This window comes from Mycolicibacterium fallax (assembly GCF_010726955.1).
Lineage (GTDB): Bacteria > Actinomycetota > Actinomycetes > Mycobacteriales > Mycobacteriaceae > Mycobacterium > Mycobacterium fallax.
Genome location: NZ_AP022603.1, coordinates 2,304,356 through 2,328,910, shown reverse-complemented (window position 1 = coordinate 2,328,910; position 24,555 = coordinate 2,304,356). Strand labels below are relative to the sequence as shown.

Annotated in this window: 27 protein-coding genes; 22 read left to right on the top strand and 5 right to left on the bottom strand. The window is 72.3% G+C overall.

Translation table 11 applies throughout. The features are described from left to right. Positions 1–5: 5 nt before the first annotated feature. The 6 genes from G6N10_RS11130 (at position 6) to G6N10_RS11105 (ending at position 4,782) form a co-directional block, all read left to right on the top strand. Complete coding sequence (locus tag G6N10_RS11130; protein WP_085096156.1) at positions 6–851, top strand: sugar phosphate isomerase/epimerase family protein; 846 nt, start codon at positions 6–8, stop codon at positions 849–851. A 31-nt stretch (positions 852–882) separates the two neighbouring features. Further along, positions 883–1,758, top strand: coding sequence for a pyrroline-5-carboxylate reductase (gene proC / locus G6N10_RS11125; protein ID WP_085096158.1), 876 nt, complete (start codon positions 883–885; stop codon positions 1,756–1,758). 138 nt (positions 1,759–1,896) lie between these two features. Next, positions 1,897–2,148 (top strand): helix-turn-helix domain-containing protein, encoded by a 252-nt coding sequence (locus G6N10_RS11120; RefSeq protein ID WP_085096160.1) that lies wholly within the window; start codon positions 1,897–1,899, stop codon positions 2,146–2,148. A 226-nt stretch (positions 2,149–2,374) separates the two neighbouring features. Continuing rightward, positions 2,375–2,476: a 30S ribosomal protein bS22 gene (locus G6N10_RS11115; RefSeq protein WP_003402602.1), complete on the top strand. Its 102-nt coding sequence runs from the start codon at positions 2,375–2,377 to the stop codon at positions 2,474–2,476. Between the two features lie 109 nt (positions 2,477–2,585). Then, positions 2,586–3,671 carry an NAD-dependent epimerase/dehydratase family protein gene (locus G6N10_RS11110; protein WP_085096162.1) on the top strand — a complete coding sequence of 362 codons (1,086 nt, stop codon included), beginning with the start codon at positions 2,586–2,588 and terminating at the stop codon, positions 3,669–3,671. Positions 3,672–3,729: 58 nt separating this feature from the next. Then, positions 3,730–4,782 carry a lysophospholipid acyltransferase family protein gene (locus G6N10_RS11105; protein ID WP_085096164.1) on the top strand — a complete coding sequence of 351 codons (1,053 nt, stop codon included), beginning with the start codon at positions 3,730–3,732 and terminating at the stop codon, positions 4,780–4,782. 23 nt (positions 4,783–4,805) lie between these two features. Here G6N10_RS11105 and G6N10_RS11100 read toward each other — a convergent pair whose 3' ends face one another. Beyond that, on the bottom strand, positions 4,806–5,303 hold the full coding sequence (locus G6N10_RS11100; protein WP_085096165.1) for an FAS1-like dehydratase domain-containing protein: 498 nt from the start codon (positions 5,301–5,303) through the stop codon (positions 4,806–4,808). Between the two features lie 167 nt (positions 5,304–5,470). Next, the gene (locus G6N10_RS11095) at positions 5,471–6,400 is read right to left on the bottom strand and encodes an HAD family hydrolase (RefSeq protein ID WP_085096167.1); all 930 of its coding nucleotides are present in this window, start codon (positions 6,398–6,400) and stop codon (positions 5,471–5,473) included. Positions 6,401–6,512: 112 nt separating this feature from the next. Between G6N10_RS11095 and G6N10_RS11090 the strand changes: the two genes are divergently transcribed. From G6N10_RS11090 to G6N10_RS11050, 9 genes are all read left to right on the top strand, one after another. Then, the gene (locus tag G6N10_RS11090) at positions 6,513–6,794 is read left to right on the top strand and encodes a glutaredoxin family protein (protein ID WP_085096169.1); all 282 of its coding nucleotides are present in this window, start codon (positions 6,513–6,515) and stop codon (positions 6,792–6,794) included. A 137-nt stretch (positions 6,795–6,931) separates the two neighbouring features. Beyond that, positions 6,932–8,341 carry a glutamyl-tRNA reductase gene (locus G6N10_RS11085; protein WP_085096171.1) on the top strand — a complete coding sequence of 470 codons (1,410 nt, stop codon included), beginning with the start codon at positions 6,932–6,934 and terminating at the stop codon, positions 8,339–8,341. Positions 8,342–8,345: 4 nt separating this feature from the next. Then, positions 8,346–9,302: a hydroxymethylbilane synthase gene (gene hemC, locus G6N10_RS11080; protein ID WP_085096173.1), complete on the top strand. Its 957-nt coding sequence runs from the start codon at positions 8,346–8,348 to the stop codon at positions 9,300–9,302. Between the two features lie 31 nt (positions 9,303–9,333). Further along, complete coding sequence (locus G6N10_RS11075) at positions 9,334–10,977, top strand: bifunctional uroporphyrinogen-III C-methyltransferase/uroporphyrinogen-III synthase (RefSeq protein WP_085096175.1); 1,644 nt, start codon at positions 9,334–9,336, stop codon at positions 10,975–10,977. A gap of 18 nt (positions 10,978–10,995) precedes the next feature. Then, positions 10,996–11,976, top strand: a complete 981-nt coding sequence (gene hemB / locus G6N10_RS11070) for a porphobilinogen synthase (RefSeq protein WP_085096176.1) — start codon at positions 10,996–10,998, stop codon at positions 11,974–11,976. A gap of 31 nt (positions 11,977–12,007) precedes the next feature. Continuing rightward, positions 12,008–12,604 (top strand): transport-regulating membrane protein Mce1N, encoded by a 597-nt coding sequence (locus G6N10_RS11065; protein ID WP_085096178.1) that lies wholly within the window; start codon positions 12,008–12,010, stop codon positions 12,602–12,604. Further along, positions 12,601–12,855 carry a hypothetical protein gene (locus G6N10_RS11060; protein ID WP_085096180.1) on the top strand — a complete coding sequence of 85 codons (255 nt, stop codon included), beginning with the start codon at positions 12,601–12,603 and terminating at the stop codon, positions 12,853–12,855. The genes G6N10_RS11065 and G6N10_RS11060 overlap by 4 nt, the downstream gene beginning before the upstream one ends. A 91-nt stretch (positions 12,856–12,946) precedes the next feature. Beyond that, positions 12,947–13,156 (top strand): heavy-metal-associated domain-containing protein, encoded by a 210-nt coding sequence (locus tag G6N10_RS11055; RefSeq protein WP_085096182.1) that lies wholly within the window; start codon positions 12,947–12,949, stop codon positions 13,154–13,156. After that, a complete protein-coding gene (locus G6N10_RS11050) occupies positions 13,153–15,384 on the top strand; it encodes a heavy metal translocating P-type ATPase (protein WP_085096184.1) in 2,232 nt (743 codons plus the stop codon). The genes G6N10_RS11055 and G6N10_RS11050 overlap by 4 nt, the downstream gene beginning before the upstream one ends. Positions 15,385–15,423: 39 nt before the next feature. Here G6N10_RS11050 and G6N10_RS11045 read toward each other — a convergent pair whose 3' ends face one another. Beyond that, the gene (locus G6N10_RS11045) at positions 15,424–15,807 is read right to left on the bottom strand and encodes a nitroreductase family deazaflavin-dependent oxidoreductase (protein ID WP_085096186.1); all 384 of its coding nucleotides are present in this window, start codon (positions 15,805–15,807) and stop codon (positions 15,424–15,426) included. Between the two features lie 431 nt (positions 15,808–16,238). Between G6N10_RS11045 and G6N10_RS11040 the strand changes: the two genes are divergently transcribed. Beyond that, positions 16,239–17,138: a hypothetical protein gene (locus G6N10_RS11040; protein WP_085096222.1), complete on the top strand. Its 900-nt coding sequence runs from the start codon at positions 16,239–16,241 to the stop codon at positions 17,136–17,138. A gap of 42 nt (positions 17,139–17,180) precedes the next feature. Here G6N10_RS11040 and G6N10_RS11035 read toward each other — a convergent pair whose 3' ends face one another. Continuing rightward, positions 17,181–18,053 carry a dihydrodipicolinate synthase family protein gene (locus tag G6N10_RS11035; RefSeq protein ID WP_085096225.1) on the bottom strand — a complete coding sequence of 291 codons (873 nt, stop codon included), beginning with the start codon at positions 18,051–18,053 and terminating at the stop codon, positions 17,181–17,183. A 32-nt stretch (positions 18,054–18,085) separates the two neighbouring features. Then, entirely contained in the window at positions 18,086–18,868 is a 783-nt protein-coding gene (locus tag G6N10_RS11030) for an aldolase (protein WP_085096227.1), read from the bottom strand. A gap of 114 nt (positions 18,869–18,982) precedes the next feature. Here G6N10_RS11030 and G6N10_RS11025 point away from each other — a divergent pair, with 114 nt between their 5' ends. From G6N10_RS11025 to resB, 6 genes are read left to right on the top strand one after another with little or no spacing between them, the layout of a single operon-like run. Next, the gene (locus G6N10_RS11025) at positions 18,983–19,507 is read left to right on the top strand and encodes a helix-turn-helix domain-containing protein (protein ID WP_085096229.1); all 525 of its coding nucleotides are present in this window, start codon (positions 18,983–18,985) and stop codon (positions 19,505–19,507) included. 33 nt (positions 19,508–19,540) lie between these two features. Then, positions 19,541–20,872, top strand: coding sequence for a glutamate-1-semialdehyde 2,1-aminomutase (hemL, locus tag G6N10_RS11020; RefSeq protein ID WP_085096231.1), 1,332 nt, complete (start codon positions 19,541–19,543; stop codon positions 20,870–20,872). After that, the gene (locus G6N10_RS11015) at positions 20,865–21,473 is read left to right on the top strand and encodes a histidine phosphatase family protein (RefSeq protein ID WP_085096233.1); all 609 of its coding nucleotides are present in this window, start codon (positions 20,865–20,867) and stop codon (positions 21,471–21,473) included. The genes hemL and G6N10_RS11015 overlap by 8 nt, the downstream gene beginning before the upstream one ends. Before the next feature lie 20 nt (positions 21,474–21,493). After that, a complete protein-coding gene (locus tag G6N10_RS11010) occupies positions 21,494–22,117 on the top strand; it encodes a TlpA disulfide reductase family protein (RefSeq protein WP_085096475.1) in 624 nt (207 codons plus the stop codon). Then, a complete protein-coding gene (locus tag G6N10_RS11005) occupies positions 22,114–22,944 on the top strand; it encodes a cytochrome c biogenesis CcdA family protein (RefSeq protein ID WP_085096235.1) in 831 nt (276 codons plus the stop codon). Before G6N10_RS11010 ends, G6N10_RS11005 begins: the two co-directional genes overlap by 4 nt. Positions 22,945–22,991: 47 nt before the next feature. Beyond that, on the top strand, positions 22,992–24,515 hold the full coding sequence (gene resB / locus G6N10_RS11000) for a cytochrome c biogenesis protein ResB (protein ID WP_085096477.1): 1,524 nt from the start codon (positions 22,992–22,994) through the stop codon (positions 24,513–24,515). Positions 24,516–24,555: the final 40 nt, after the last annotated feature.

The window sequence follows — 24,555 nt, the reverse complement described above, 5'->3', positions numbered from 1 at the left end:
CAACCGTGCGACCGGCGATCCAGGTGGGCTTGTCCACCGCCTCGGTGTACCCGCTGCGGGCCGAGGCCGCGTTCGAGTACGCCGCCCGGCTCGGCTACGACGGCGTCGAGCTGATGGTGTGGGCCGAATCGGTCAGCCAGGACGTCGCCGCGGTGGCGGCACTGTCGCGGAAGTACCGCGTTCCGGTGCTGTCGGTGCACGCGCCGTGCCTGCTGATCTCCCAGCGGGTGTGGGGCGCCAACCCGATCGCCAAGCTGGAGCGCAGCGTGCACGCCGCGGAGCAACTCGGCGCGCAGACCGTCGTGGTCCATCCGCCGTTTCGCTGGCAGCGCCGCTACGCCGCCGGATTCAGCGACCAGGTCGCCGAGCTGGAGTCGCGCAGCGACGTGCTGGTGGCGGTGGAGAACATGTTCCCGTTCCGCGCCGACCGGATCTTCGGCACCGGGGCGCCGTCGATCGAGCGGATGCGTCGTCGCGGTGGCCATCCCGGGGCCGGCATCTCGGCGTTCGCGCCGTCCTACGATCCGCTGGACGGCAACCACGCGCATTACACGCTGGACCTGTCGCACACCGCCACCGCGGGCACCGACGCGCTGGAGATGGCCGCCCGGATGGGCGACGGGCTGGTGCACCTGCACCTGTGCGACGGCAACGGGGCGGCCGCCGACGAGCATCTGGTGCCGGGCCGCGGCACCCAGCCCACCGCCGAGGTGTGCCAGAACCTGGCGGCCTCCGATTTCAACGGCCACGTCGTGCTGGAGGTCACCACCTCCGACGCCCGCGATGACGCCGAACGGACCGCGCTGCTGGCCGAGTCGCTGCAGTTCGCCCGCACCCATCTTCTGCGCTGACCGCCACGCGGTGCGGCTAGGGTTGCTCGCCATGGCAAGAATCGCGATCATCGGCGGCGGAAGTATGGGCGAGGCGATCCTGGCGGGGCTGCTGCGCAGCGGGCGCCAGGTCAAGGACCTGGTGGTGGTGGAAAAGGCCCCGGCCCGGGCCCGGCAGCTGTCGACGACCTACGCGGTTCAGGTGACCTCCGACATCGCCGATGCGGCCGGCCACGCCGGCTACGTGGTGGTCGCGGTCAAACCGACCGACGTGGCGCAGGTGGTCACCGAGATCGCCGCGGCGTCGGTCAAGGGCGACGACGGCATCGCCGAGCAGGTGTTCGTCTCGGTCGCCGCCGGGGTGTCCACCGCCTTCTACGAGTCGAGCCTGCCCGCGGGCGCGGCGGTGGTCCGGGCGATGCCGAACGCGCCCGCGCTGGTCGGTGCCGGCGTCACCGCGCTGGCCCGCGGCCGCTTTGCCACCCCCGAGCAGCTGCGGGAGGTGGCCGCGCTGTTCGAGGCCGTCGGATCGGTTGAGGAGGTTCCTGAGGCGCAGCTGGACGCCGTTACGGCGGTGTCCGGGTCGGGCCCGGCGTACTTCTTCCTGATGGTTGAGGCGCTCGTCGACGCCGGCGTGGCCGCGGGCCTGACCCGCTCGGTGGCCACCGATCTGGCCGTGCAGACCATGGCGGGCTCGGCGGCGATGCTGCTGGAGCGGATGGACCGGGACCGCCGCGGGGCCGACGGCGCGCTGCCCGGTGGCATCGACACCACCGCCGCCCAGCTGCGTGCGACGGTTACCTCGCCGGGGGGTACCACCGCTGCGGGCCTGCGGGAACTCGAAAAGGGGGGTTTGCGGGCGGCGGTCGCCGCGGCCGTCGAATCCGCGAAAACCCGGTCTGAGCAGCTGGGAATCACACCGGAGTAGTTCGAGAATTTTCGACTGATTACCCCACACCCGTCGCAGGAACCCCATCAGTCCCGCTATTCTCCTCGTGGAAGCACGTGTTCGTGCCAGCGGTGGGGAAGCCGCTGGGGCTGGCCGTGCCTGAAGGAATGGGTTGCAATGACCTCTATGAACGGGCCGTCGGGTGGCGCCAAGGGCGCGAACGAGGGAGCTGCCGACGGTCAGTCGGTGACGGCGACGCAGTTTCTCACCGTGGCCGAGGTGGCCGCGCTGATGCGGGTCTCCAAGATGACGGTGTACCGGCTGGTGCACAACGGCGAGCTGCCCGCGGTTCGGGTCGGCCGTTCGTTCCGGGTGCACGCCAAGGCCGTCCACGATCTGCTGGAGAAGTCTTACTTCGACGCAGGTTAGCCCGGGGCCTTCGACGCGGGTCAGGCCCGGGGCTCAGGGGCCGGCGTTCTCGGCGTGCCGGTGCGGCGGCTGTGATGTCTGCACCGGGCTCCGTCGTGGCGTCCGCCGGTCGGTCCGGTGTGGCGGGGCCTGCGGCCCGTTTTCGAGTTGAGGCCGGTCCTTCGGTAAGGTGACCGGGTTGTGTCAGGTGCGGCGCTCGGCGTCGCGTGCGTAGTCAGCGGAGTTCATGGGTTCAGTCATCAAGAAGCGGCGCAAGCGGATGTCGAAGAAGAAGCATCGCAAGCTGCTCCGCCGCACCCGGGTGCAGCGCAGAAAACTCGGTAAGTAGTCCGCGCGCCGGACCGGGGCTTGCTGCCCCGGCCGGCTGCCTCCTGGTCGGCGCCGGTGTCGACCGATGCGTTGGCGCCGTCGGTCCACCCGGTCGGTAGCCTGTCGGGATGGATTCCGGACGGGGTGGCGATCAGACGGACGGGACGGCCGCGGAGCGGCCCAGGGTGGTGCTGGTCACCGGTGCCTGCCGATTCCTCGGCGGCTACCTGACCGCGCGGCTCGCGCAGAACAAGGACATCGAAAAGGTGATCGCGGTCGACGCGGTCGCCCCGAGCAAGGACATGCTCCGGCGGATGGGCCGGGCCGAGTTCGTCCGGGCCGACATCCGCAACCCGTTCATCGGCAAGGTGATCCGCAACGGCGACGTGGACACCGTCGTGCACGCCGCGGCCGCCTCCTACGTGCCCCGGTCCGGGGGCCGGGCCGCGTTGAAGGAACTCAACGTGATGGGCGCCATGCAGCTGTTCGCGTGCTGCCAGAAGGCCCCGCTGGTGCGCCGGGTGGTGCTGAAGTCCACCTCGGAGATCTACGGATCCAGCGCGTTCGATCCGGTGGCCTTCACCGAGGACAGCAGCGCGCGCCGGCCGTCGCGGGAGGGGTTCGCCCGGGACAGCACCGACATCGAGAGCTACGCCCGCGGGCTGGGCCGGCGCAGGCCCGACATCGCGGTGACCATTCTGCGGCTGGCCAACATGATCGGCCCGGCGATGGACACCGGGCTGTCGCGCTACCTGGCCGGGCCGGTGGTCCCGACGGTCGCCGGTCGCGACGCCCGGCTGCAGCTGCTGCACGAGCAGGACGCGCTCGGCGCGCTGGAGCACGCCACGGTGCACCCCAAACCGGGCACCTTCAACATCGGCGCCGACGGCATCATCATGATGTCCCAGGCGGTGCGGCGGTCCGGTCGGCTGGCGCTGCCGCTGCCGTCGATCGGGGTGCGGTTGATGGATTCGGTGGTGCGCGCCACCGGCGGCGGCGAGATCACTGAGGATCAACTGGATTACATGACCTTCGGGCGGGTGATGGACACCACCCGGATGCGCGCCGAGCTGGGGTTTGAGCCGAACTGGACGACGCTGGAGGCGTTCGACGACTACGTTCGCGGACGCGGGCTGACAGCCATCTTTGATCCGCAGTGGGTACGCTCTGCGGAGAGGCACGCCGTGGCGTTGGCGCGACACTGGGGGAACTGACCGGCAGCGTTGCCGGTGGCCCGAGATTTGCACGTGAGAAGTGGGGAGTAGGTGAGACGTGGCGACTAATTCTGAAGCGAATGTTATTCCGCTGCATGGTAATTCGAACAGGACGGCGGCGGCGCTCCGGCGCGGTGCGCAGCGCGCGGAGGCAGCGCGCCGACATCCGTCGCTGCTCTCCAATCCCGATCAACGCGCCACCGCCGAGGAGATGGCCGCGGTGGTGCTGGAGATCGACGCGCAGCGGTCGGCGGGCGAACCCGGCCCCAACGAGTTGGCCGCGCGGATCAGCGCGGTGTCGGAGTTCCTGCGCAAGCGGCTGACCGGTGACTACGTCGTCGACGGCTTCGGCTTCGACCGGCATCTGAACGACGCCGTGCTGCTGCCGATGATGCGGGTGCTGTTCAACAACTGGTTCCGGGTCGAGGTCAGCGGGATCGAGAACCTGCCGGTCAGCGGCGCCGGGCTGGTGGTGGCCAACCACGCCGGGGTGCTGCCGCTGGACGGCCTGATGGCCTCGGTCGCGGTGCACGATCACCATCCCAGCGGGCGGGACCTGCGACTGCTGGCAGCGGATCTGGTGTTCGACACCCCAATGCTGGGGCAGTTGGCCCGCAAGGCCGGGCACACCATGGCCTGCGCCGCCGACGCGCACCGGCTGCTGGCCGGTGGCGAGCTGACCGCGGTCTTCCCCGAGGGCTACAAGGGCCTGGGCAAGCACTTCCGGGATCGCTACAAGCTGCAGCGGTTCGGCCGCGGCGGGTTCGTCGCGGCGGCGCTGCGGACCGGAGCCCCGATCATCCCGTGCTCGATCGTCGGCTCCGAGGAGATCTACCCGATGGTGGCCGACCTGAAGCTGCTGGCGCGGCTGTTGGGGCTGCCGTATTTCCCGGTCACGCCGCTGTTCCCGCTGGCCGGACCGGCCGGATTGATCCCGCTGCCGTCGAAGTGGCACATCGCCTTCGGCACCCCGATCGAAACGGCCGGCTACGACGACACCGCGGCCGATGACCCGATGGTCACCTTCGAGCTCACCGACCAGGTCCGCGAGACCATCCAGCAGACGCTCTACCAGCTGCTGAGCAACCGCCGGAACACCTTCCTGGGCTGACGGCCCCGGGCTGAGCCGCCCGGCTACAGACCGAGCCGGGCGGCGATGGCCGCGACCTGCTCGTCGGCCTCGCTGTCGCTGGCGGCCTCACCGATCATGGTGACGATGCTGGTGATGACCGGCTGGCCCGCCTCGTCGCTGACCTCGGCGCGCAGCTCGACGATGACGGTGCCGTGCGACTCGATCATCGAGTCCAGGTAGGAGTCGAAGTACAGCTTGTCGCCGGTCTTGAGCGGGCGGTGAAACTCCAGCTTCTGGTCGCGGTGGATGATCCGGGCCAGGTTGATGCCGACATCGAACTGCTTGAACATCTCCAGCTGGACCTGCCGGCCGGCCACCGCGACGAAGGTCAGCGGCGCGATGACGGTGTCGTAGCCCAGCTCGGCGGACGCCTCGTAGCTGCGGTGCGCGGGATGCTCGTCCTTGACCGCCCGGGCGAACTCGCCGATCTTCTGCCTGCCGACCTCGAAGTAATCGGGGTAGCGGTAGTGCGAACCGATGATCTCCTCGGCGATGGTCATGACGGTGCTCGTTCCCCTGGTCGACGTCGGGTGCCGGGTGTGAAATGCAATCGGCGCTCAGCGGGCGCAGCCTATCAAGCCTGGGCGGATCGGCGGTGTCCCACGGCCGTGTCCCACGGCGGTGCCCCACGGCGGTGCCCCACCGTCGAGCCCTGCCGCGGCGTCGCTCAGCCCTTGTCGTGACGGCGGGAGGCCAGCGCCGCGAGTGCGCCGCCTGCCGCGCCCAGGGCCAGCGCCGAGGGCACCCCGATCCGGGCGGCCTTGCGCGCGGTGCGGAAATCGCGGATCTCCCAGCCCCGCTCGCGGGCCACCTCGCGCAGGTCCCCGTCCGGATTGATCGCCACCGCGGTGCCGACCAGGGTGAGCATCGGCACGTCGTTGTAGCTGTCGGAGTAGGCCGTGCAGCGCCGCAGGTTCAGCCCCTCCCGGATGGCCAGCGCGCGCACCGCGTGCGCCTTGCCGGGGCCGTGCAGGATCTCGCCGACCAGTCGGCCGGTGAACACCCCGTCGACGGATTCGGCGACGGTGCCCAGCGCGCCGGTCAGCCCCAGCCGCTTGGCGATCGTCTCGGCCAGCTCGTAGGGGGTAGCGGTGACCAGCCAGACCTGCTGGCCGGCGTCCAGGTGCATCTGCGCCAGATCCCGGGTGCCCGGCCAGATCTTGTCCGCCAGGATCTCGTCGTAGATCTCCTCGCCCAGCGCGCTGAGCTCGGCGGTCGGCCGACCCTCGATGAAGGACAGCGCCTTGCGTCGGCCCTCGGCGACATCCTCGCTGTTCTCCCGGCCGGTCAGCTGGAACTTGGCCTGGGCGTAGACGAACTTCGCGACGTCGAGATAGGTGAAGTAATCGCGGGCCGCCAGCCCGCGGGCGAAGTGCACCAGCGACGAGCCCTGCACCAGCGTGTTGTCGACGTCGAAGAAGGCGGCCGCGGTCAGGTCGGCCGGCGGGGCCGGCCGCTCGGCGGGTTCTCCCTCGGCGGGCGCTGCCTCGGCCTGCGCCGCCTCGGCCTGCGCCGCCTCGGCGGCGGCGTCCAGGTCCGCGACGGCGCGCTCGGCGCTCGCCTCGCCGGCGCCAGCCGAAAAGGTGTCGTCGGTCATTACTCCCCCTGGTTGCAGGCGTCGGACATCAACCTTAACGATCACCCGGGGACCGCACATTCCGGACACCCGTCGCCGCACCGCCCGCGTCGCTGCGCCACACTGGTGGCCGATGGAACCCGCGCGGATCGAACTGTTGAGCCGGGCCGGCTGCACCCTGTGCACCCGGCTGGCCGGACGACTGACCGAACTGGCCGGTGAGCTGGGCTTCGGGCTGGTCGTCACCGATGTCGACGACGAAGCCGCCGCCGGGCGTCCGGCGCTGCGGGCCGAATACGGCGATCGGCTGCCGGTGGTGCTGCTCGATGACGTCGAGCACAGCTACTGGGATCTCGACGAGCCGCGACTGCGCGCCGACCTGGCCGCCCGCCGCGGACCCGACCAGCCCGGCTGACCAGGGAATTCGAACTCAAACGCGAATAATTTGGTGGGCCGCGCCGTCAACGTCTACCGTGGATCGAAGTTTTCTTTACGGGTGTTCACCGGCGACGGCAAGGGAGCGGGCAGGGTGATGTCCTCCGAGGTGACGCGGTGAGTGTGCTGCTGTTCGGCGTTTCACATCGCAGCGCACCGGTGTCGGTGCTCGAACAGCTCTCCACCGACGAGGCCGACCAGGCCAAGATCATCGATCAGCTGCTGCAGTCCGCCCTGGTCACCGAGGCGATGGTGCTGGCGACCTGCAACCGGGTCGAGGTCTACGCGGTGGTCGACGCCTTCCACGGCGGCCTGTCGGTGATCGGCCAGGTACTCGCCGAACGGTCCGGCATGTCGCTGGGGGACCTGACCAAATACGCCTACGTGCGCTACGCCGAGGCGGCCGTCGAGCACCTGTTCTCGGTGTCCGCGGGCCTGGATTCGGCGGTGATCGGCGAACAGCAGGTGCTCGGCCAGGTGCGGCGCGCCTACGCCGCCGCCGAGGCCAACCGAACCGTCGGGCGCACCCTGCACGAGCTGTCCCAGCGGGCACTGTCGGTCGGCAAGCGGGTGCACACCGAGACCGGCATCGACGCCGCCGGCGCCTCGGTGGTGTCGGTCGCGCTCGGCATGGCCGAGGCGCCGCTGAGCGGCCTGGCCGGGCGGACCGCCGTCATCGTCGGGGCCGGATCGATGGGCGCTCTCAGCGGCGCGCACCTGGCCCGGGCCGGCATCGGCCGGGCCTACGTGGTCAACCGGTCCATGCCGCGGGCCCGTCGGCTCGCGGAGAACCTGTGCGAGCAGGGCGTGCTGGCGACCGCGGTATCGCTCGACGACGTCGCGGGCGCGCTGGTCGGTGCCGACGTGGTGATCTCCAGCACCGGTGCGGTCCGGCCGGTGGTGTCGCTGGCCGACGTGCACCACGCGCTGGCCCAGCGTTCGGCGGCCGAGCAGGACCGCCCGCTGGTGATCTGCGATCTGGGTATGCCCCGCGACGTCGATCCGGCGGTCAGCGGGCTGCCCGGGGTCGTCGTCGTCGACATGGACCGCATTCAGCGTGAGCCGGCCGCCCGGGCGGCCGCCGGGGACGCCGACGCGGCCCGCACCATCGTCGCCACCGAGGTCGCCACCTACCTGGCCCGGCAGCGGATGGCCGAGGTCACCCCGACCGTCACCGCGCTGCGCCAGCGCGCCGCCGACGTCATCGAGGCCGAGTTGCTGCGGCTGGACAACCGGCTGCCGGAGCTGGACTCCACCCACCGCCATGAGGTCGCCAAGACCGTCAAGCGAGTGGTGGACAAGCTGCTGCACGCCCCGACCGTGCGGGTCAAGCAGCTGGCCGGCGCGCCCGGCGGCGACAGCTACGCCGAGGCGCTGCGCGAGCTGTTCGAGCTCGACCCCACCGCCGTCGACGCCGTCGCCACCGCCGGTGAGCTGCCCGCCGTCGACGCGCTCGGCGAGGGCACCGCTTTTGATCCGAGCACCGCGTTCGGCGCGGGCTCCGCGTTCGGCGAGAGCACCGAGTAGTCCCTTGAGCACTGCACGATTCACCGGGGACAACCCGGTCCGGGTGGGTACCCGCGGAAGTCAGCTGGCCACCACCCAGGCCGGCACCATCCGGGACGCGATCATCGCCCTGGGGTATCCCGCCGAGCTGGTCATCATCTCCACCAAGGGCGACCGCTCCGGCGCGCCGATCGCCGAACTCGGCGTCGGGGTGTTCACCGCGGAGCTGCGCGAGGCGATCGCCGACGACCGCGTCGACATCGCCGTGCACTCCTACAAGGACCTGCCGACGGCCGTCGACCCGCGGCTGGCGGTCCCCGCCACCCCGGCCCGGGTGGACCCGCGCGATGCCCTGGTGGCCCGCGACGGGCTGGTGCTGGGGGAGTTGCCGGTCGGCTCGCTGCTGGGCACCTCGTCGGTGCGCCGGGCCGCGCAGCTTAGAGCACTGGGTCTCGGTTTGGAAATCCGCCCCCTACGAGGCAACCTAGATACCAGGTTGAACAGGGTAAGCAGCGGCGAACTCGACGCCATCGTGGTTGCCCGAGCGGGGCTCACCCGCATCGGGCGGGTGGATGCGATCACCGAGACGCTGGAGCCGGTACAGATGCTGCCGGCCCCGGCTCAGGGGGCGCTCGCGCTCGAATGCCGTGCCGGTGACACCGAGCTGATCGAACTGTTGGCGAAGTTGAACGACGCCGACACGCACGCAGCCGTCACCGCGGAGCGAATCCTGCTCGCCGAACTGGAGGCGGGCTGTTCCGCACCGGTCGGGGCGATCGCCGAGGTGGTCGAGTCGATCGATGAGGACGGCAACGTTTTCGAGGAACTGTCGCTGCGCGCGTGCGTGGCGGCGGTCGACGGATCCGACGTGATCCGCGCGTCCGGCATCGGGTCTCCCGAACGGGCCGCCGAACTGGGACGTTCGGTGGCTGCGGAGCTCTTCGAGCTGGGTGCGCGTGAACTGATGGCCGCCTCGCGCTAGCGGGGCGTCCGGAAAGCAGTGGGTGTGATAGATGACCACGCGAGTGCGTAAGGCCAAGCCGGGCCTCATCACGTTCGTGGGCTCGGGGCCCGGTGATCCGGGGCTGCTGACGATGCGGGCGAAGGCGGTGTTGGGTCACGCGGCGCTGGTATTCACCGACCCCGACGTGCCCGAGTCCGTGCTGCGCCTGGTCGGCGCCGAACTGCCGCCGGCCGTCGGGCCCGCGCGCGCCCCCGAGGGTGACGAGAAGGCCACCGCCGCGGCGAACCCGGCCGTGCTGTCCGGTGACGCCGACGTGCGCCCGGCCCTCGGCGATCCGGCCGAGGTGGCCAAGACGATGGTGGCCGAGGCTCGCCGCGGTCACGACGTGGTGCGCCTGGTCTTCGGTGACCCGCTGTCGCTGGACCCGGTGCTCGCCGAGGTCAACGCCGTCGCCAAGACTCAGGTCGGCTTCGAGATCGTGCCCGGGCTGCCGGCGACCACCGCGGTGCCCACCTACGGCGGCCTGCCGCTGGGCTCCTCGCACACCGTCGCCGACGTCCGCGGCGACGTGGACTGGGCGGCGCTGGCCGCCGCGCCCGGCCCGCTGATCCTGCAGGCCGGCCCCGAGCACCTCGCCGACGCCGCCCGCACCCTGATCGAGTACGGCCTGGCCGAGAACACCGCCTGCGTGGTGACCGCGCAGGGCACCACCTGCCAGCAGCGTTCGGTGGAGACCACCCTCGGTGGCCTGACCGACCGGGCCGCCCTCGGCGGCACCGACCCGGCCGGCCCGCTGACCGGCCCGCTGGTGGTGACCATCGGCCGCACGGTGTCGCACCGGGCGCGGCTGAACTGGTGGGAGAGCCGCGCCCTGTACGGCTGGACCGTGCTGGTGCCGCGCACCAAGGACCAGGCCGGCGAGATGAGCGACCGGCTGGTCTGCCACGGCGCGGTGCCGATGGAGGTGCCGACCATCGCCGTCGAGCCGCCGCGCAGCCCCGCCCAGATGGAGCGCGCGGTCAAGGGCCTGGTCGACGGCCGCTACCAGTGGGTGGTGTTCACCTCGACCAACGCCGTGCGCGCGGTGTGGGAGAAGTTCGCCGAGTTCGGCCTGGACGCCCGGGCGTTCTCCGGGGTCAAGATCGCCTGCGTGGGCGAGGCGACCGCCGAGCGGGTGCGGGCCTTCGGCATCAGCCCCGAGCTGGTGCCCGCCGGTGAGCAGTCCTCGCTGGGGCTGCTCGACGAGTTCCCGCCCTACGACGACATCTTCGACCCGGTGAACCGGGTGCTGCTGCCGCGCGCCGACATCGCCACCGAGACGCTGGCCGAGGGGCTGCGGGAACGCGGCTGGGAGATCGAGGACGTCACCGCCTACCGGACCGTGCGGGCGGCGCCGCCGCCGGCGCAGACCCGGGAGATGATCAAGACCGGCGGGTTCGACGCCGTGTGCTTCACCTCCAGCTCGACGGTGCGCAACCTGGTCGGCATCGCCGGCAAGCCGCACGCGCGCACCATCGTCGCCTGCATCGGCCCGAAGACGGCCGAGACGGCCGCCGAGTTCGGGCTGCGGGTCGACGTGCAACCGGAGACCGCCGCGATCGGGCCGCTGGTCGACGCGCTGGCCGAGCACGCCGCCCGGCTGCGCGCCGAGGGCGCACTGCCCCCGCCGCGCAAGAAGAGCCGGCGCCGGTAACCGGGTCGGTTCCCGAACATGTATCCCCGGCACCGGCCCCGCCGGCTGCGCGGCACGGCCGCGATGCGCCGGCTGGTCGCCGAGACCTCGCTGGAACCGCGGCAGCTGGTGCTGCCGATGTTCGTCGCCGACGGCATCGACGAGCCGCGGCCGATCGCCTCGATGCCCGGCGTCGTCCAGCACACCCGGGACTCGCTGCGGGCGGCCGCCGAATCGGCGGTCGCCGCCGGGGTCGGCGGGCTGATGCTGTTCGGGGTGCCGCGCGAACAGGACAAGGACGGCTGCGGCTCGGTGGGCACCGACGCCGACGGCATCCTCAACGTCGCGCTGGCGGATCTGGCCGCCGACCTGGGTGAGGCCACCGTGCTGATGGCCGACACCTGCCTCGACGAATTCACCGACCACGGCCACTGCGGGGTGCTCGACGCCCGGGGCCGGGTCGACAACGACGCCACCAATGACCGCTACGTGGCGCTGGCGCTGGCCCAGGCCGCGGCCGGCGCGCAGGTGGTGGCGCCCAGCGGCATGATGGACGGCCAGGTCGCCGCCATCCGTGCCGGCCTGGACGACGCCGGGCACGCCGACGTGGCGATCCTGGCCTACGCCGCGAAGTACGCCTCGGCGTTCTACGGGCCGTTCCGGGAGGCGGTCGGGTCCAGCCTGACCGGGGACCGTCGTACCTATCAGCAGGACAGCGCCAACATCCGGGAGTCGCTGCGCGAGATCGAGCTGGACCTCGCCGAGGGCGCCGACCTGGTGATGGTCAAGCCCGCGCTGGCCTACCTGGACGTGCTGCGCGCGGCCGCCGAGGTGTCGACGGTGCCGGTCGCGGCCTACCAGGTCTCCGGCGAGTACGCGATGATCGCGGCGGCGGCGGCCAACGGCTGGCTGGACGGCCGGGCGGCGGCGTTGGAGTCGCTGCTGTGCATCCGCCGGGCCGGCGCCGATATTGTGCTGAGCTATTGGGCCGCCGAGGCGGCCGGCTGGCTGGGCGGCTGATCCGGCCGGCCGGAGGAACGAGAGGCGTGCGATGACCGAGCGCGATCCGCAGACCCCGGTGTTGTTCGCCGAGAGCGGTTCCAGCCTGCTGTGGCTGCTGTCCGGCCCGGCCGCCGCGGGAATGATGGTCTACATCCAGTTCACCAGCGGCGCGCCGATCAACTGGCTGGTCCCCACGGTCTTCTTCGTGCTGGTGACCTTCTTCGTCGGGATCATGGTGTTCGCCGCCCGGGTGCACACCTCGGTGCAGTTGACCGCCGACGAGCTGCGCCAGGGCACCCAGATCACCCCGGTGTCGGAGATCCTCGGGCTGTACCCGGAGGCGCCGGTGCGCTCGGCGACGTCCGGGCCGGTGGCGATGAACCCGCTGACCGCCCGGGCGCTGCGCCGGGCCGGGGTGGACCTGGAGGACGAGCCCGAGCCCGAGCTTGACGACGCCGCCAAGCTGGCGGAGAAGTGGCAGGCCGCGCCGGCGCTGGGCGAGCTGACCGGGGTGCCCAAGGGCCGCACCGGGATCGGGTTGCAGATGGCCGGGCCGCGCACCGTGCAGGCCTGGGCGCGTAATCATCGCCGGTTGCGGGCGGCGCTGACCGCGCTGCTGGAGCAGCGCGCGGAGTCGGGCCGATGAGCCCGGCCCGCACGCGGGCGCGCCCGGCGGTCTGGTTCGCCATCGCGGCGCTGTCCGCGGTGGCGTGTGTGATCGCCTGGTCCACCGCGCAGCGCAGCGTCGACGTCGCGCCGGTGATCGAGGGCGCGCCGGCCACCGTGACGGTGGTCTATGACCCGCAGTGGCTGGCACTGTCGCTGCTTGCGGCCGCGGCCGCCGGCATCGCGGTGGTGCTCGGCGTGGCCGGGCGGGTGTGCGCCGCGCGCGGCTGAGCAACCGGTCACCCAGGCCTTGGCGGATACCCCCATGGGGTATATTATTTCCCTATACCCCATGGGGGTACCTGACAGAATGAGGTTGAAGATGGCCAGCAGCGAATACCAGGTCAGCGGAATGTCCTGCGGGCACTGCGAGAAGGCGGTGCGCGACGAGGTCGGCGGCCTGCCCGGCGTGGCGAACATCGAGGTCAGCGCGCAGACCGGGCGCCTGGTCGTCACCGCCGACGCCGTCGACGACGCCGCGGTGCTGGCCGCGGTGGCCGAGGCCGGGTACTCGGCCGTCCGGTTGCCATGAACCCCGCGGCCTCCTCGGCGGCCATTGAGCTGCGGATCGGCGGCATGACCTGCGCGTCGTGCGCAAACCGCATCGAACGCAACCTGAACCGGCTCGACGGCGTCACCGCCACGGTCAACTACGCCACCGAGAAGGCCAAGGTGCGGGTGCCCGACGGCTACGACCCGGCCCGGTTGATCGAATCGGTGCAGAACACCGGGTATTCGGCCACCCTGCCCGAGCAGCCGGACGCCGCCCCGGGCGCCCCGGCCGATCAGGACGCCGACCCCGAGCTGGCCGCGCTGCGGACCCGGCTGCTCGTCAGCACCGCGCTGACCGTGCCGGTGATCGCGCTCGCGATGGTGCCCGCGCTGCAGTTCACCTACTGGCAGTGGGCGTCGCTGACGCTGGCCGCGCCGGTCATCGTGTGGGGCGCCTGGCCGTTCCACCGGGCGGCCTGGGCGAACCTGCGCCGCGGCACCGCCACCATGGACACGCTGATCTCGATCGGGACGCTCGCCGCGTTCGGCTGGTCGCTCTACGCGCTGTTCCTCGGCACCGCCGGCGAGCCCGGGATGCGGCACGGTTTTGACCTGACCCTGCAGCGCTCCGACGGCGCGGCCAACATCTACCTGGAGGTCGGCGCCGGGGTCACCATGTTCATCCTGGCCGGCAAGTACTTCGAGCGGCGGGCCAAACGCCGGGCCGGCGCGGCACTGCGCGCGCTGCTGGAGCTCGGCGCCAAGGACGTCGCGGTGCTCCGCGGCGGCGTCGAGCGGCAGATCCCGATCGAGGAGCTGGCCGTCGGCGACGAGTTCGTGGTGCGGCCGGGGGAGAAGATCGCCACCGACGGCGAGGTCGTCGCGGGCAGCTCGGCCATCGACGCGTCCATGCTGACCGGCGAATCGGTACCCGTCGAGGTCGGGGTGGGCGACCGGGTCGCCGGGGCCTGCATCAATGCCGGTGGCCGGCTGGTGGTGCGGGCCACTCGGGTCGGCGCCGACACCCAGCTGGCCCAGATGGCCCGGCTGGTCGAGGACGCCCAGACCGGCAAGGCCCAGGTCCAGCGGCTGGCCGACCGGATCTCCGGGGTGTTCGTCCCGATCGTCATCGTCATCGCCGTCGGCACCCTGATCGGCTGGCTGGTCGCCGGCTACCCGGCGGCCGCGGCGTTCACCGCCGCCGTCGCGGTGCTGGTGATCGCCTGCCCGTGCGCGCTGGGACTGGCCACGCCGACCGCGCTGCTGGTCGGCACCGGTCGCGGCGCCCAACTCGGCGTGCTGATCCGGGGCCCGGAGGTGCTCGAATCCACCCGCCGGGTCGACACCGTGGTGCTGGACAAGACCGGCACCGTCACCACCGGGCGGATGACGCTGGTCGACGTCGTCGCCGCACCCGGCACCGACCGCGACGAGCTGCTGCGGCTGGCCGGTGCGCTGGAGGACGCCTCCGAGCATCCGATCGGGGCGGCCATCGCGGCCGCCGCCGCGGACCGGGTCGGCGCGCTGCCGGCGGCGCGGGACTTCGCCAACGTGCGGGGCCGGGGCGTGCGCGGGATCGTCGAGGACCGCTCGGTGGTCGTCGGCCGCGAGTCGCTGCTGGCCGATGCGCCGATCGGCCCGGAGTTGGCCCAGGCGAAGGCCGCGGCCGAGGCCCGGGGTCAGACCGTCGTGGTGGCCGGCTGGGACGGCGCCGCCCGCGGCCTGCTGGTGGTCGCCGACGCCGTCAAACCCGACAGCGCCGACGCCGTCGCCCGGCTGCGCGGGCTCGGCCTGCACCCGGTGCTGCTGACCGGCGACAACGCCGCGGTGGCCGCCCGGGTGGCCACCGAGGTTGGCATCGACGAGGTGATCGCCGAGGTGCTGCCCGCCGAGAAGGTCGAGGTGGTGGCCGGGTTGCAGGCCCGCGGCAAGGTCATCGCGATGGTCGGCGACGGGGTCAACGACGCCCCCGCGCTGGCCACCGCCGACCTGGGCCTGGCGATGGGCACCGGCACCGACGCCGCCATCGAGGCCGCCGACATCACCCTGGTGCGCGCCGACCTGGGCAGCGTGGTCGATGCCATCCGGCTGTCCCGCAAGACGCTGGGCACCATCAAGGGCAACCTGTTCTGGGCGTTCGCCTACAACGTGGCGGCCATCCCGCTGGCCGCGGCGGGGCTGCTCAACCCGATGCTCGCCGGCGCCGCGATGGCGCTGTCCAGCGTGTTCGTCGTCGGCAACAGCCTGCGGCTGCGCCGGTTCCGCTGAGCCGGGCCGGTCGGCCGGCCCGAGTCGGTGGGGCGCCGGTCAGTCGGCCCGGCGCAGCAGCACGGCCTGCTCGAACGGCAGCCGCGGGAACACGACGCGGGCCGCGCCGGTGACGTGCGGGGCCGCCGCGGCCTTGTCGACGACCCGCGGGTCGACCACCCGGAAGGTCTTGCCGTGCCGGGTCATCAGCGCGCCGCCGTCGGCGACGAGGTTCTTTAGCCAGTCCCGGTCCGGGCCGTAGGTCAGCAGGATCGCCACCCCCTCGTCGGTGCTGAACACCGTCAGCGGGGTGCGGTAGGTCTTGCCGGACTTTCGCCCGACGTGCTCCAGGATGCCGAACGACGGGGCCCGCCCGGCCCACAGCCGCTGAATGGGGTTGGTGACGTGCCGGTTGAACCGGGCCAGTCGCTGGGGAAGTCGCATCTGTTCAGTGTTCCACTCCGACTGGCCCGTCGTCCTGGCCCAGCGCGCAGTGGTGTACGCGACACGCGGGGAACTGTGTACCGGAGTGAGCGCTGGCGGCGGGGCGACGGGGGACTGGCCCGTTCTGGCCCAGCGCGCAGTGGTGTACGCGACACGCGGGGAAATGTGTACCGGAGTGAGCGCTGGCGATGGAGGGATGGGCCCCTTCTGGCCCAGCGCGCAGTGGTGTACGCGGCGCGCGGGGAAATGTGTACCGGAGTGAGCGCTGGCGGCGGAGGGATGGGCCCCTTCTTGCCCAGCGCGCAACGGGGTACGCGACACGCGCGGAAGTGTGTACCGGAGTGAGCGCTGGCGGCGGGGCGGGGGGACCGCTGGCGGCGGGGCCGGGGGACCGGCCGCCGGGGACTGGCCGGCGGGCCACAATCAACGCCATGGGAATCCTGCCGAAGCCGCGCGCCACGCTCGGTGACGCCGAGGTCGCCGACGGTTTGGGGCGCGCCGTCGCGGTGATCAATCCGCTGCTCGACCTGCTGGCCGAGACCGACGCGACCGGGCTGCGTGGGCGCACCCACCGCCTGCTGCGGCCGCCGCGCCGGCTGCGCGACCGCATCCGCAGGTACCGGCTGCGGCGGCGCCGCGCCAAGGCCGGCCGGGCGCCGAGCAGCGCCGACCGGGCCCGCAACGCCGGTGCCCGGGTGCTCGACGCCGCCGATCTGCCCGGCACCGCGTCCTGGCAGCGGATGGACCGCGACGAGCGGGTGCACTGGTGGGTGAACCGGGTCGGCGCGCTGGACAACCTGGTGGTCGCCTCTCCCGGGGCGTTCGGCGCGCTGGCCCGCTTTGTGCCGGTCGCCGACCTCGCCGGGTTCGTCAACCAGGCCGTCATCCTGTGCGCGGTGGCCCGCGAGTACGGGGTGACCGATCAGTCCCAGCAGGTCCGGCTGCTCGCCGAGGTGCTGTGCCGGCGCACCCTGCCCGACGGCACCCTGCCCGACGGCGCCCAGCCGGCCGAGCCGCCCCGGCCAGAGCCATTGCCGCAGGCGCCGCCGACCGGCTGGAAACCGCTGAGCGCGATCACCTCCTCGATGCCGGTGCAGGTGACCCGGACGATGTGGCAGCTGGCCGGCATCCTGCGGGCGATCTTCGAGGAGGCGGGCAAGCGTCCGCAGCCCACCAGGTGGTACCGGTGGACGGCGATGCTGCCCGGGATCGGCTGGATCGCGAGCTACTTCGGTGAGCACGGCGCGCTGGCCCGGGCCGCCCGCGCCGGGCAGGGCTGGCTGACCGCCCACCAGGCCGGCGCGGCCCCGGGGGCCGGCGAGCCGGACTGAACCGGCTCAGCCCGGCAGCCCGCGCAACTCGGCGCGGCCGGCTCAGCCCAGCAGCCCGCGCAACTCGGCGCGGCCGGCGTCGTCCAGCGGCAGCAGCGGGCGGCGCGGATCCCCGACGCCGCGGCCGAGCAGCTCCAGGCCGGCCTTGACGGTGCTGGGCAGCCCGCCGGCGACGATGAAACGCAGCAGCGGGGCCAGCTCGTCGTAGATCACCCGGGCCCGCTCGGTGTCCCCGGCGCGCACCGCCGCGTACAGGTCCAGGCACGGCTGCGGGCGCAGGTTCGGCGCCGCCGTGCACCAGCCCGTCGCACCGGCCGTCAGCGCGTCGAGCACCAGCGGGTTGCTGCCGTTGTAGTACGGCAGCTGCCCGCCGGAGAGTTCCCTGAGCGCCAGCATGCGGTTCAGGTCACCGGTGGACTCCTTGACCATGGTGAGGTTGTCCACGTCGCCGAACATCTGCACCAGCAGCTCCGGAGACATGTCGACGCCGCTGGTCGCGGGGTTGTTGTAGGCCATGATCGGGATGCCGATGGCCGCGCCGATCGCCGCGTAGTGGGTGGCGATCTCCCGGTCGTTGAGTTTCCAGTAGGACACCGGCAGCACCATCACCGCGGTGGCCCCGGCCTGCTCGGCCTTGCGGGCCCGGCGGATGGTGTTGGCGGTGGTCAGGTCCCCGGCCCCGACGATGACCGGCACCCGGCCGCCGACCGCGTCCACGGTGGCCTCGACGACGGTGTCGAACTCGTCCTCGCTGAGGTAGGCGGCCTCCCCGGTGCTGCCCAGCGGGGCGATGGCGTGCGCCCCGGTGTTGACCAGGGTGTCGACCAGGCCGGTCAGCGCGGCGGTGTCGATCCCGCCGTCGGCGCCGAACGGGGTGACGGGGTAGGCGATGATGCCGTGGATCTCGGTGCTCACGGGGGCGGGTCCTCTCGGTCGGTGCGGATCGATCAGTGCGACAGCGCGTCGGGGTGCCGGGCCAGCGCGCGCCGGGCGTAGTAGGCGAAGTTGGCCTGGCTGCGCTTGGGGGTCAGCGTCCAGTCGTGCGCCTCCCGGGCCAGCGCCGGCGGCAGCTCGGCGACGGTGCCGGCGGCCATCGCGGCCAGCTGCAGTTTGGCGGCCCGCTCGATCAGGATCGCCAGCGAGCAGGCCTCCTCGACGCTGGCGCCGGCGATGACGTGCCCGTGGTGCGCCAGCAGGATCGCCTTCTTGTCGCCCAGTGCGGCGGTGATGATCTCGCCTTCCTCGTTGCCGACCGGCACCCCGGGCCAGTCCGCCAGGAACGCGCAGTCGTCGTAGAGCGGGGTGACGTCCATGTGCGAGACGATCAGCGGGACCTCCAGCATCGACAGCGCCGCGACGTGGAACGGGTGGGTGTGCACGATGCAGTTGACGTCCGGACGGGCCCGGTAGATCCAGGAGTGAAAACGGTTGGCCGGGTTGGCCATCCCGGTGCCCTCCAGCACGTTGAGGTCCTCATCGACCAGCAGCAGGTTGTCCTCGGTGATCTCGTCGAAACCGAGCCCGAGCTGCTGGGTGTGATAGGTGCCGGGCCGCTCGGCGCGGGCGGTGATCTGCCCGGCCAGCCCGGAGTCGTGGCCGGCGTCGAACAGCGCCCGGCAGGTCAGCGCGATCTTCGCCCGGGTGCTCAGGGTCGAGTCGGCCACCTGCCCGGACAGTCGGTCCAGGGCGCGCCGCATCAGGTCGGACTTGCTGTCGTGGAAGGTGCTCATCGGGCGTCCTCTCGGTGCGATAGCCCACCCTAAGACACTCTGTGTCATATCGTCAATGAAGTTGCCTCTGGGCCGGTAGTCTGACGCCGACGGCGGAAAACGGAGGAACCGGCAATGACGGCGCTGATGCGCACCGTGCGACGGCAGCGGGCCCTGACCCTGGCGGACCTGGCCGCCGCCACCGGCCTGACCAAGAGCTACCTGTCCAAGGTCGAGCGGGCCCGCAGCACGCCGTCGATCTCGGCGGCGATGAAGATCGCCCGGGCGCTCGAGGTCGACGTCGCCCGGCTGTTCACCGACGACCCGGCCGCCGCGTCGCTGACCGTCGAACGCGCCGCCGAGCACGCCGGCGGCCGCAGCCACCCGATCGCCGCGACCATGCTGGGCAAGGCGATGGCACCGTTCCTGGTCCGGCCCGGCCGCCAGTTCGCCACCCTGGACCAGGCCACCCACCCCGGGCAGGAATTCATCTTCGTGCACCGCGGCAGCGTCGAGTTGAACCACGACGGCCGGGTCACCGCGCTGGAGGCCGGTGACTGCGCCTACTTCGACGCCGCCGCGCCGCACGCGCTGCGCCGGGTCGGCGCGGAGCCCGCCGAGGTCATCGTCGTCACCTACGCCGAGCCGGGCCGCGATTAGGCGCCCACCTGCGCTCCTGGGAGACTGGTCGGCATGAGCAAGACCGACCTGTCGGCCGCCCTGTTCGCCGAAGCCTCCCGGGTGATCCCCGGCGGGGTGAACTCGCCGGTCCGGGCCTTCCAGTCGGTCGGCGGCACCCCGCGGTTCATCAGCTCCGCCAGCGGTGCCCGGCTGACCGACGCCGACGGCAACAACTACGTCGACCTGGTGTGTTCCTGGGGCCCGATGATCCTGGGCCACGCCCACCCGGCGGTCGTGGCGGCCGTCACCCGGGCCGCCGTCGACGGGCTGTCCTTCGGGGCGCCGACGGCCAGTGAGTCCGAACTGGCCCGCGAGATCATCGGCCGGGTCGAGCCGGTGCAGCGGCTGCGGCTGGTCAACTCCGGCACCGAGGCCACCATGAGCGCGCTGCGGCTGGCCCGCGGCTACACCGGCCGGGCCAAGGTGGTGAAGTTCGCCGGCTGCTACCACGGCCACGTCGACGCGCTGCTGGCCGCCGCCGGATCCGGGGTGGCCACCCTGGGCCTGCCCACCTCGCCCGGGGTCACCGGGGCCAGCGCCGCCGACACCATCGTGCTGCCCTACAACGATGTGGCCGCCGTCGAGGAGGCCTTCGACCGCTGCGGGCACGAGATCGCCGCCGTCATCACCGAGGCCAGCCCGGGAAACATGGGCTGCGTGCCGCCGCTGCCCGGCTTCAACGCCGCGCTGCGCCGGATCACCGCCGAACACGGCGCGCTGCTGATCCTCGACGAGGTGATGACCGGCTTCCGGGTCAGCCGCAGCGGCTGGTTCGGCGTGCAGCCGGTGCAGGCCGACCTGTTCACCTTCGGCAAGGTGATGAGCGGTGGCCTGCCCGCCGCGGCGTTCGGCGGCCGCGCCGAGGTGATGGAGCGGCTCGCCCCGCTCGGCCCGGTCTACCAGGCCGGCACGCTGTCCGGGAACCCGGTCGCGGTGGCCGCCGGCCTGGCCACCCTGCGGGCCGCCGACGACGCGGTCTACGCCGCGCTGGATGCCAACGCCGACCGGCTGGCCGGGCTGCTCACCGCCGCGCTGAGCGCCGAGGGCGTCGGGCACACCGTGGCGCGCGCCGGCAACATGCTCAGCGTCTTCTTCCTGCCGGACTCCGCACCGGATGCGCCGGTGACGAACTTCGACGAGGTCCAGGCCACCCAGACCTGGCGGTTCGCGCCGTTCTTCCACGCCCTGCTCGACGCCGGGGTGTACCCGCCGTGCAGCGCCTACGAGGCGTGGTTCGTCTCGGCGGCGCTGGACGACGACGCCTTCGGCACCATCGCCGCGGCGCTGCCCGCGGCGGCCCGCGCCGCCGCCGCGGCCACCGACCCGAAAGAGGCCCATGGCTGAGAAGACGATCGTGCACGTGATGCGGCACGGCGAGGTGCACAACCCGGAGCAGATCCTCTACGGCCGGCTGCCCGGCTACCGGCTGTCCGACCGGGGCCGCGGCCAGGCCGAGGCGGTGGCCGGCTGGCTGGCCGGCAACGACATCACCGCGGTGATCGCCTCCCCGCTGCAGCGCGCGCAGGAGACCGCCGCGCCGATCGCCGCCGCGCACGGCCTCACCGTGACCACCGACGACGAGCTGATCGAGTCGGCGAACGTATTCGAGGGCAAGCGGGTCTCCCCGGGCGACGGCGCGCTGCGCGATCCGCGCAACTGGAAGCACCTGCGCGACCCGATCACCCCGTCCTGGGGCGAGCCCTACCGGCAGATCGCGGCCCGGATGCAGGGCGCCCTGGACCGCGCCCGACGGGCGGCCGCCGGCCACGAGGCCGTCGTCGTCAGCCACCAGCTGCCGGTGGAGACGCTGCGCCGGGTCACGACGGGCAAGCGGCTGGCGCACTTTCCGACCCACCGCAAGTGCAACCTGGCGTCGCTGACCAGCTTCGCCTACGAGGGCGACGTGCTGGTCGGCTGGGGTTACGCGGAGCCGGCCGGACGGTGAGCGCCCAGTCCCGACCGGTGCTGTCTCGTCTGGTGGCGGGGCTGGCGGCGGCCCTGCTGACGGTGCTGGTGGCCGGCTGCTCGACCGGTGACGACGCCGTCGCCCAGGGCGGCACCTTCGAGTTCGTCGCCCCCGGCGGCAAGACCGACATCCGCTACGACCCGCCGTCGGAGCGCGGCGCGCCCGGCAAGATCTCCGGACCGGACCTGCTGGACCCGGACCGCACCATCGGCGTCGAGGACTTCCCCGGCGAGGTCGTGGTGCTCAATGTGTGGGGCCAGTGGTGCGGGCCGTGCCGCACCGAGATCACCGACCTGCAGCAGGTCTACCAGGCCACCCGGGACCTCGGCGTGGCGTTCCTGGGCATCAACGTCCGCGACTACAACCGCGACGCCGCGGTGGACTTCATCACCGACCGCAACATCACCTTCCCGTCCATCTACGACCCGGCGCTGCGCACCCTGATCGCGTTCGGCGGCAAGTACCCGACCACCACCACGCCGGCGACCATCGTGCTCGACCGGGAGCATCGGGTGGCCGCGGTGTTCCTGCGCGAACTGCTGGCCAGCGACCTGCAACCGGTGGTCGAACAGCTCGCCGCCGAGCCGGGGCCGGCCGGGACGCGTTGGGCCGGCAAGCCATGACCTGGGCCACCGAACTCGCCGCCAACGGTCCGGTGCTGCTCGCCCTCGGGGTGTGCGTGCTGGCCGGGCTGATCTCGTTCGCCTCGCCGTGCGTGGTGCCGCTGGTGCCCGGCTACCTGTCGTACCTGGCCGCCGTCGTCGGCGTCGAGGACCGGCCCGGCGCCGCAGTGTCCGGCGGGGCAGCATCCGGCGGGGCGGTATCGGGTGCCGGCGGGGCCGGGCTGGCCACCCGCGGCCGGGAACGACTGCGGGTCACCGGGTCGGCGCTGCTGTTCGTCGCGGGCTTCACCGCGGTGTTCGTGCTCGGCACGGTCGCCGTGCTCGGCATGACGACCACGCTGATCGTCAACCAGGTGCTGCTGCAGCGCGTCGGCGGCGTGCTGACCATCCTGATGGGGCTGGTGTTCATCGGGTTCATCCCGGCTCTGCAGCGCCAGGCCAGGTTCACCCCCCGTCAGCTGAGCACCGTCGCGGGCGCGCCGCTGCTCGGCGCGGTGTTCGGGCTGGGCTGGACGCCGTGTCTGGGCCCGACCCTGACCGGGGTCATCACCGCGGCCTCGGCCACCGACGGCGCCACCGTGTCGCGCGGGGTGCTGCTGGTCATCGCCTACTGCCTCGGCCTGGGCCTGCCGTTCGTGCTGCTGGCGCTGGGCGCCGGCTGGGCGGTCTCCGGGCTCGGTTGGCTGCGCCGCAACTCCCGGGTCATCCAGATCGTCGGCGGGGTGCTGCTGATCCTGGTCGGGCTGGCGCTGGTCACCGGGGCGTGGAACGAGTTCGTCTCCTGGGTCCGCGACGCGTTCGTCAGCGACGTGCGGATGCCGCTGTGAGCCGGGTGGTGAGCCTGGTGCGCAACACCTGGCGGGCGCTGACCTCGATGGGCACCGCGCTGGTGCTGCTGTTCCTGCTGGCCCTGGGCGCGGTGCCCGGCGCGATGCTGCCGCAGCGTTCGTTGAACGCGGGCAAGGTCGACGAGTACCTGGCCCAGCACCCGACGGTGGGCCCGTGGCTGGACCGGCTGGAGATGTTCGACGTCTTCTCCAGCTTCTGGTTCACCGCGATCTACGTGCTGTTGTTCGTCTCGCTGGTCGGCTGCCTGACGCCGCGGATGATCGAGCACGTCCGCACCCTCGGCGCGGTCCCGGTCCCGGCGCCGCGAAACCTGGCCCGGCTGCCCAAACACGCCGCGGGCACCGCGGCCGGCGACCCCGAACAGGTCGCGGCGACGGTGACCCGGCGGCTGCGCGGCTGGCGCACCGTCACCCGGCCCGACGGCGACGGGGTCACCGTGTCGGCGGAGAAGGGCTACCTGCGTGAGTTCGGCAACATCGTGTTCCACGTCGCGCTGCTGGGCCTGCTGGCCGCGGTGGCCGTCGGCAAGCTGGTCGGCTACGAGGGCAACGTCATCGTCATCGCTGACGGCGGCCCCGGGTTCTGTTCGGCCTCGCCGGCGGCGTTCGACTCGTTCCGGGCCGGCAACACCGTCGACGGCACCTCGCTGAACCCGATCTGCATCCGGGTCAACGACTTCGAGGCGAAGTACCTGTCCAGCGGGCAGGCACTGTCCTACGCCGCCGACATCGACTATCAGACCGGCGCGGACCTGGCCGACGGGACCTGGCAGCCGTATCGGCTGGAGGTCAACCATCCGCTGCGGGTTGGCGGGGACCGGATCTACCTGCAGGGCCACGGCTACGCCCCGACGTTCACGGTGCGCTTCCCGGACGGCCAGCAGCGCAGCCAGACCGTGCAGTGGCGCCCCGACGTGCAGACCACCCTGCTGTCCTCGGGCGTGGTGCGCATCGACCCGCCGGCCGGCACCTACCCGGACCCGGTGCAGCGGCGCAAGCATCAGATCGCCATCCAGGGCCTGCTGGCCCCGACCAAGGAACTGGACGGCACGCTGTTGACGTCGTCCTCGCCGGAGGCCCGCGATCCGGCGGTGGCGATCGACATCTACCGCGGCGACACCGGCCTGGACACCGGCCGGCCGCAGTCCATCTTCGATCTCGACGTGCGGATGATCGAGCAGGGCCGGTTGATCAAGGTCAACCGGAAGAACCTGTCCGCCGGTCAGAGCGTGACCCTCGAAGACGGCTCGGTGATCACCTTCGACGGCGTCACGCCGTTTGTGAACCTGCAGGTCAGTCACGATCCCGCGCAGATCTGGGTGTTGGTCTCGGCGATGGCGATGATGGCCGGCCTGCTGGTTTCGCTGCTGGTGCGCCGCCGCCGGGTGTGGGCGCGAATTGAGCCCGCGACCGATCGTCCGGGTACCGTGAACGTGGAGTTGGGCGGGTTGGCGCGTACCGACAACTCCGGCTGGGGCGACGAATTCGAGCGGCTGACGAAGCATCTGCTGGCCGACACCGGCTCGCCCGGCGACCGGAAGACCCGATGAACGCCGCAGAACACAACGGACGACACCCGCGTGGGTGCCA

Excerpts from the sequence above, each read along its gene's own strand:
- proC (WP_085096158.1), top strand. The coding sequence starts at position 883 with ATGGCAAGAATCGCGATCATCGGCGGCGGAAGTATGGGCGAGGCGATC.
- G6N10_RS11120 (WP_085096160.1), top strand. The coding sequence starts at position 1,897 with ATGACCTCTATGAACGGGCCGTCGGGTGGCGCCAAGGGCGCGAACGAG.
- G6N10_RS11115 (WP_003402602.1), top strand. The coding sequence starts at position 2,375 with ATGGGTTCAGTCATCAAGAAGCGGCGCAAGCGGATGTCGAAGAAGAAG.
- G6N10_RS11110 (WP_085096162.1), top strand. The coding sequence starts at position 2,586 with ATGGATTCCGGACGGGGTGGCGATCAGACGGACGGGACGGCCGCGGAG.
- G6N10_RS11100 (WP_085096165.1), bottom strand. The coding sequence starts at position 5,303 with ATGACCATCGCCGAGGAGATCATCGGTTCGCACTACCGCTACCCCGAT.
- G6N10_RS11095 (WP_085096167.1), bottom strand. The coding sequence starts at position 6,400 with ATGACCGACGACACCTTTTCGGCTGGCGCCGGCGAGGCGAGCGCCGAG.
- G6N10_RS11090 (WP_085096169.1), top strand. The coding sequence starts at position 6,513 with ATGGAACCCGCGCGGATCGAACTGTTGAGCCGGGCCGGCTGCACCCTG.
- G6N10_RS11075 (WP_085096175.1), top strand. The coding sequence starts at position 9,334 with ATGACCACGCGAGTGCGTAAGGCCAAGCCGGGCCTCATCACGTTCGTG.
- hemB (WP_085096176.1), top strand. The coding sequence starts at position 10,996 with ATGTATCCCCGGCACCGGCCCCGCCGGCTGCGCGGCACGGCCGCGATG.
- G6N10_RS11065 (WP_085096178.1), top strand. The coding sequence starts at position 12,008 with ATGACCGAGCGCGATCCGCAGACCCCGGTGTTGTTCGCCGAGAGCGGT.
- G6N10_RS11060 (WP_085096180.1), top strand. The coding sequence starts at position 12,601 with ATGAGCCCGGCCCGCACGCGGGCGCGCCCGGCGGTCTGGTTCGCCATC.
- G6N10_RS11055 (WP_085096182.1), top strand. The coding sequence starts at position 12,947 with ATGGCCAGCAGCGAATACCAGGTCAGCGGAATGTCCTGCGGGCACTGC.
- G6N10_RS11050 (WP_085096184.1), top strand. The coding sequence starts at position 13,153 with ATGAACCCCGCGGCCTCCTCGGCGGCCATTGAGCTGCGGATCGGCGGC.
- G6N10_RS11045 (WP_085096186.1), bottom strand. The coding sequence starts at position 15,807 with ATGCGACTTCCCCAGCGACTGGCCCGGTTCAACCGGCACGTCACCAAC.
- G6N10_RS11040 (WP_085096222.1), top strand. The coding sequence starts at position 16,239 with ATGGGAATCCTGCCGAAGCCGCGCGCCACGCTCGGTGACGCCGAGGTC.
- G6N10_RS11030 (WP_085096227.1), bottom strand. The coding sequence starts at position 18,868 with ATGAGCACCTTCCACGACAGCAAGTCCGACCTGATGCGGCGCGCCCTG.
- G6N10_RS11025 (WP_085096229.1), top strand. The coding sequence starts at position 18,983 with ATGACGGCGCTGATGCGCACCGTGCGACGGCAGCGGGCCCTGACCCTG.
- hemL (WP_085096231.1), top strand. The coding sequence starts at position 19,541 with ATGAGCAAGACCGACCTGTCGGCCGCCCTGTTCGCCGAAGCCTCCCGG.
- G6N10_RS11015 (WP_085096233.1), top strand. The coding sequence starts at position 20,865 with ATGGCTGAGAAGACGATCGTGCACGTGATGCGGCACGGCGAGGTGCAC.
- G6N10_RS11005 (WP_085096235.1), top strand. The coding sequence starts at position 22,114 with ATGACCTGGGCCACCGAACTCGCCGCCAACGGTCCGGTGCTGCTCGCC.
- resB (WP_085096477.1), top strand. The coding sequence starts at position 22,992 with ATGGGCACCGCGCTGGTGCTGCTGTTCCTGCTGGCCCTGGGCGCGGTG.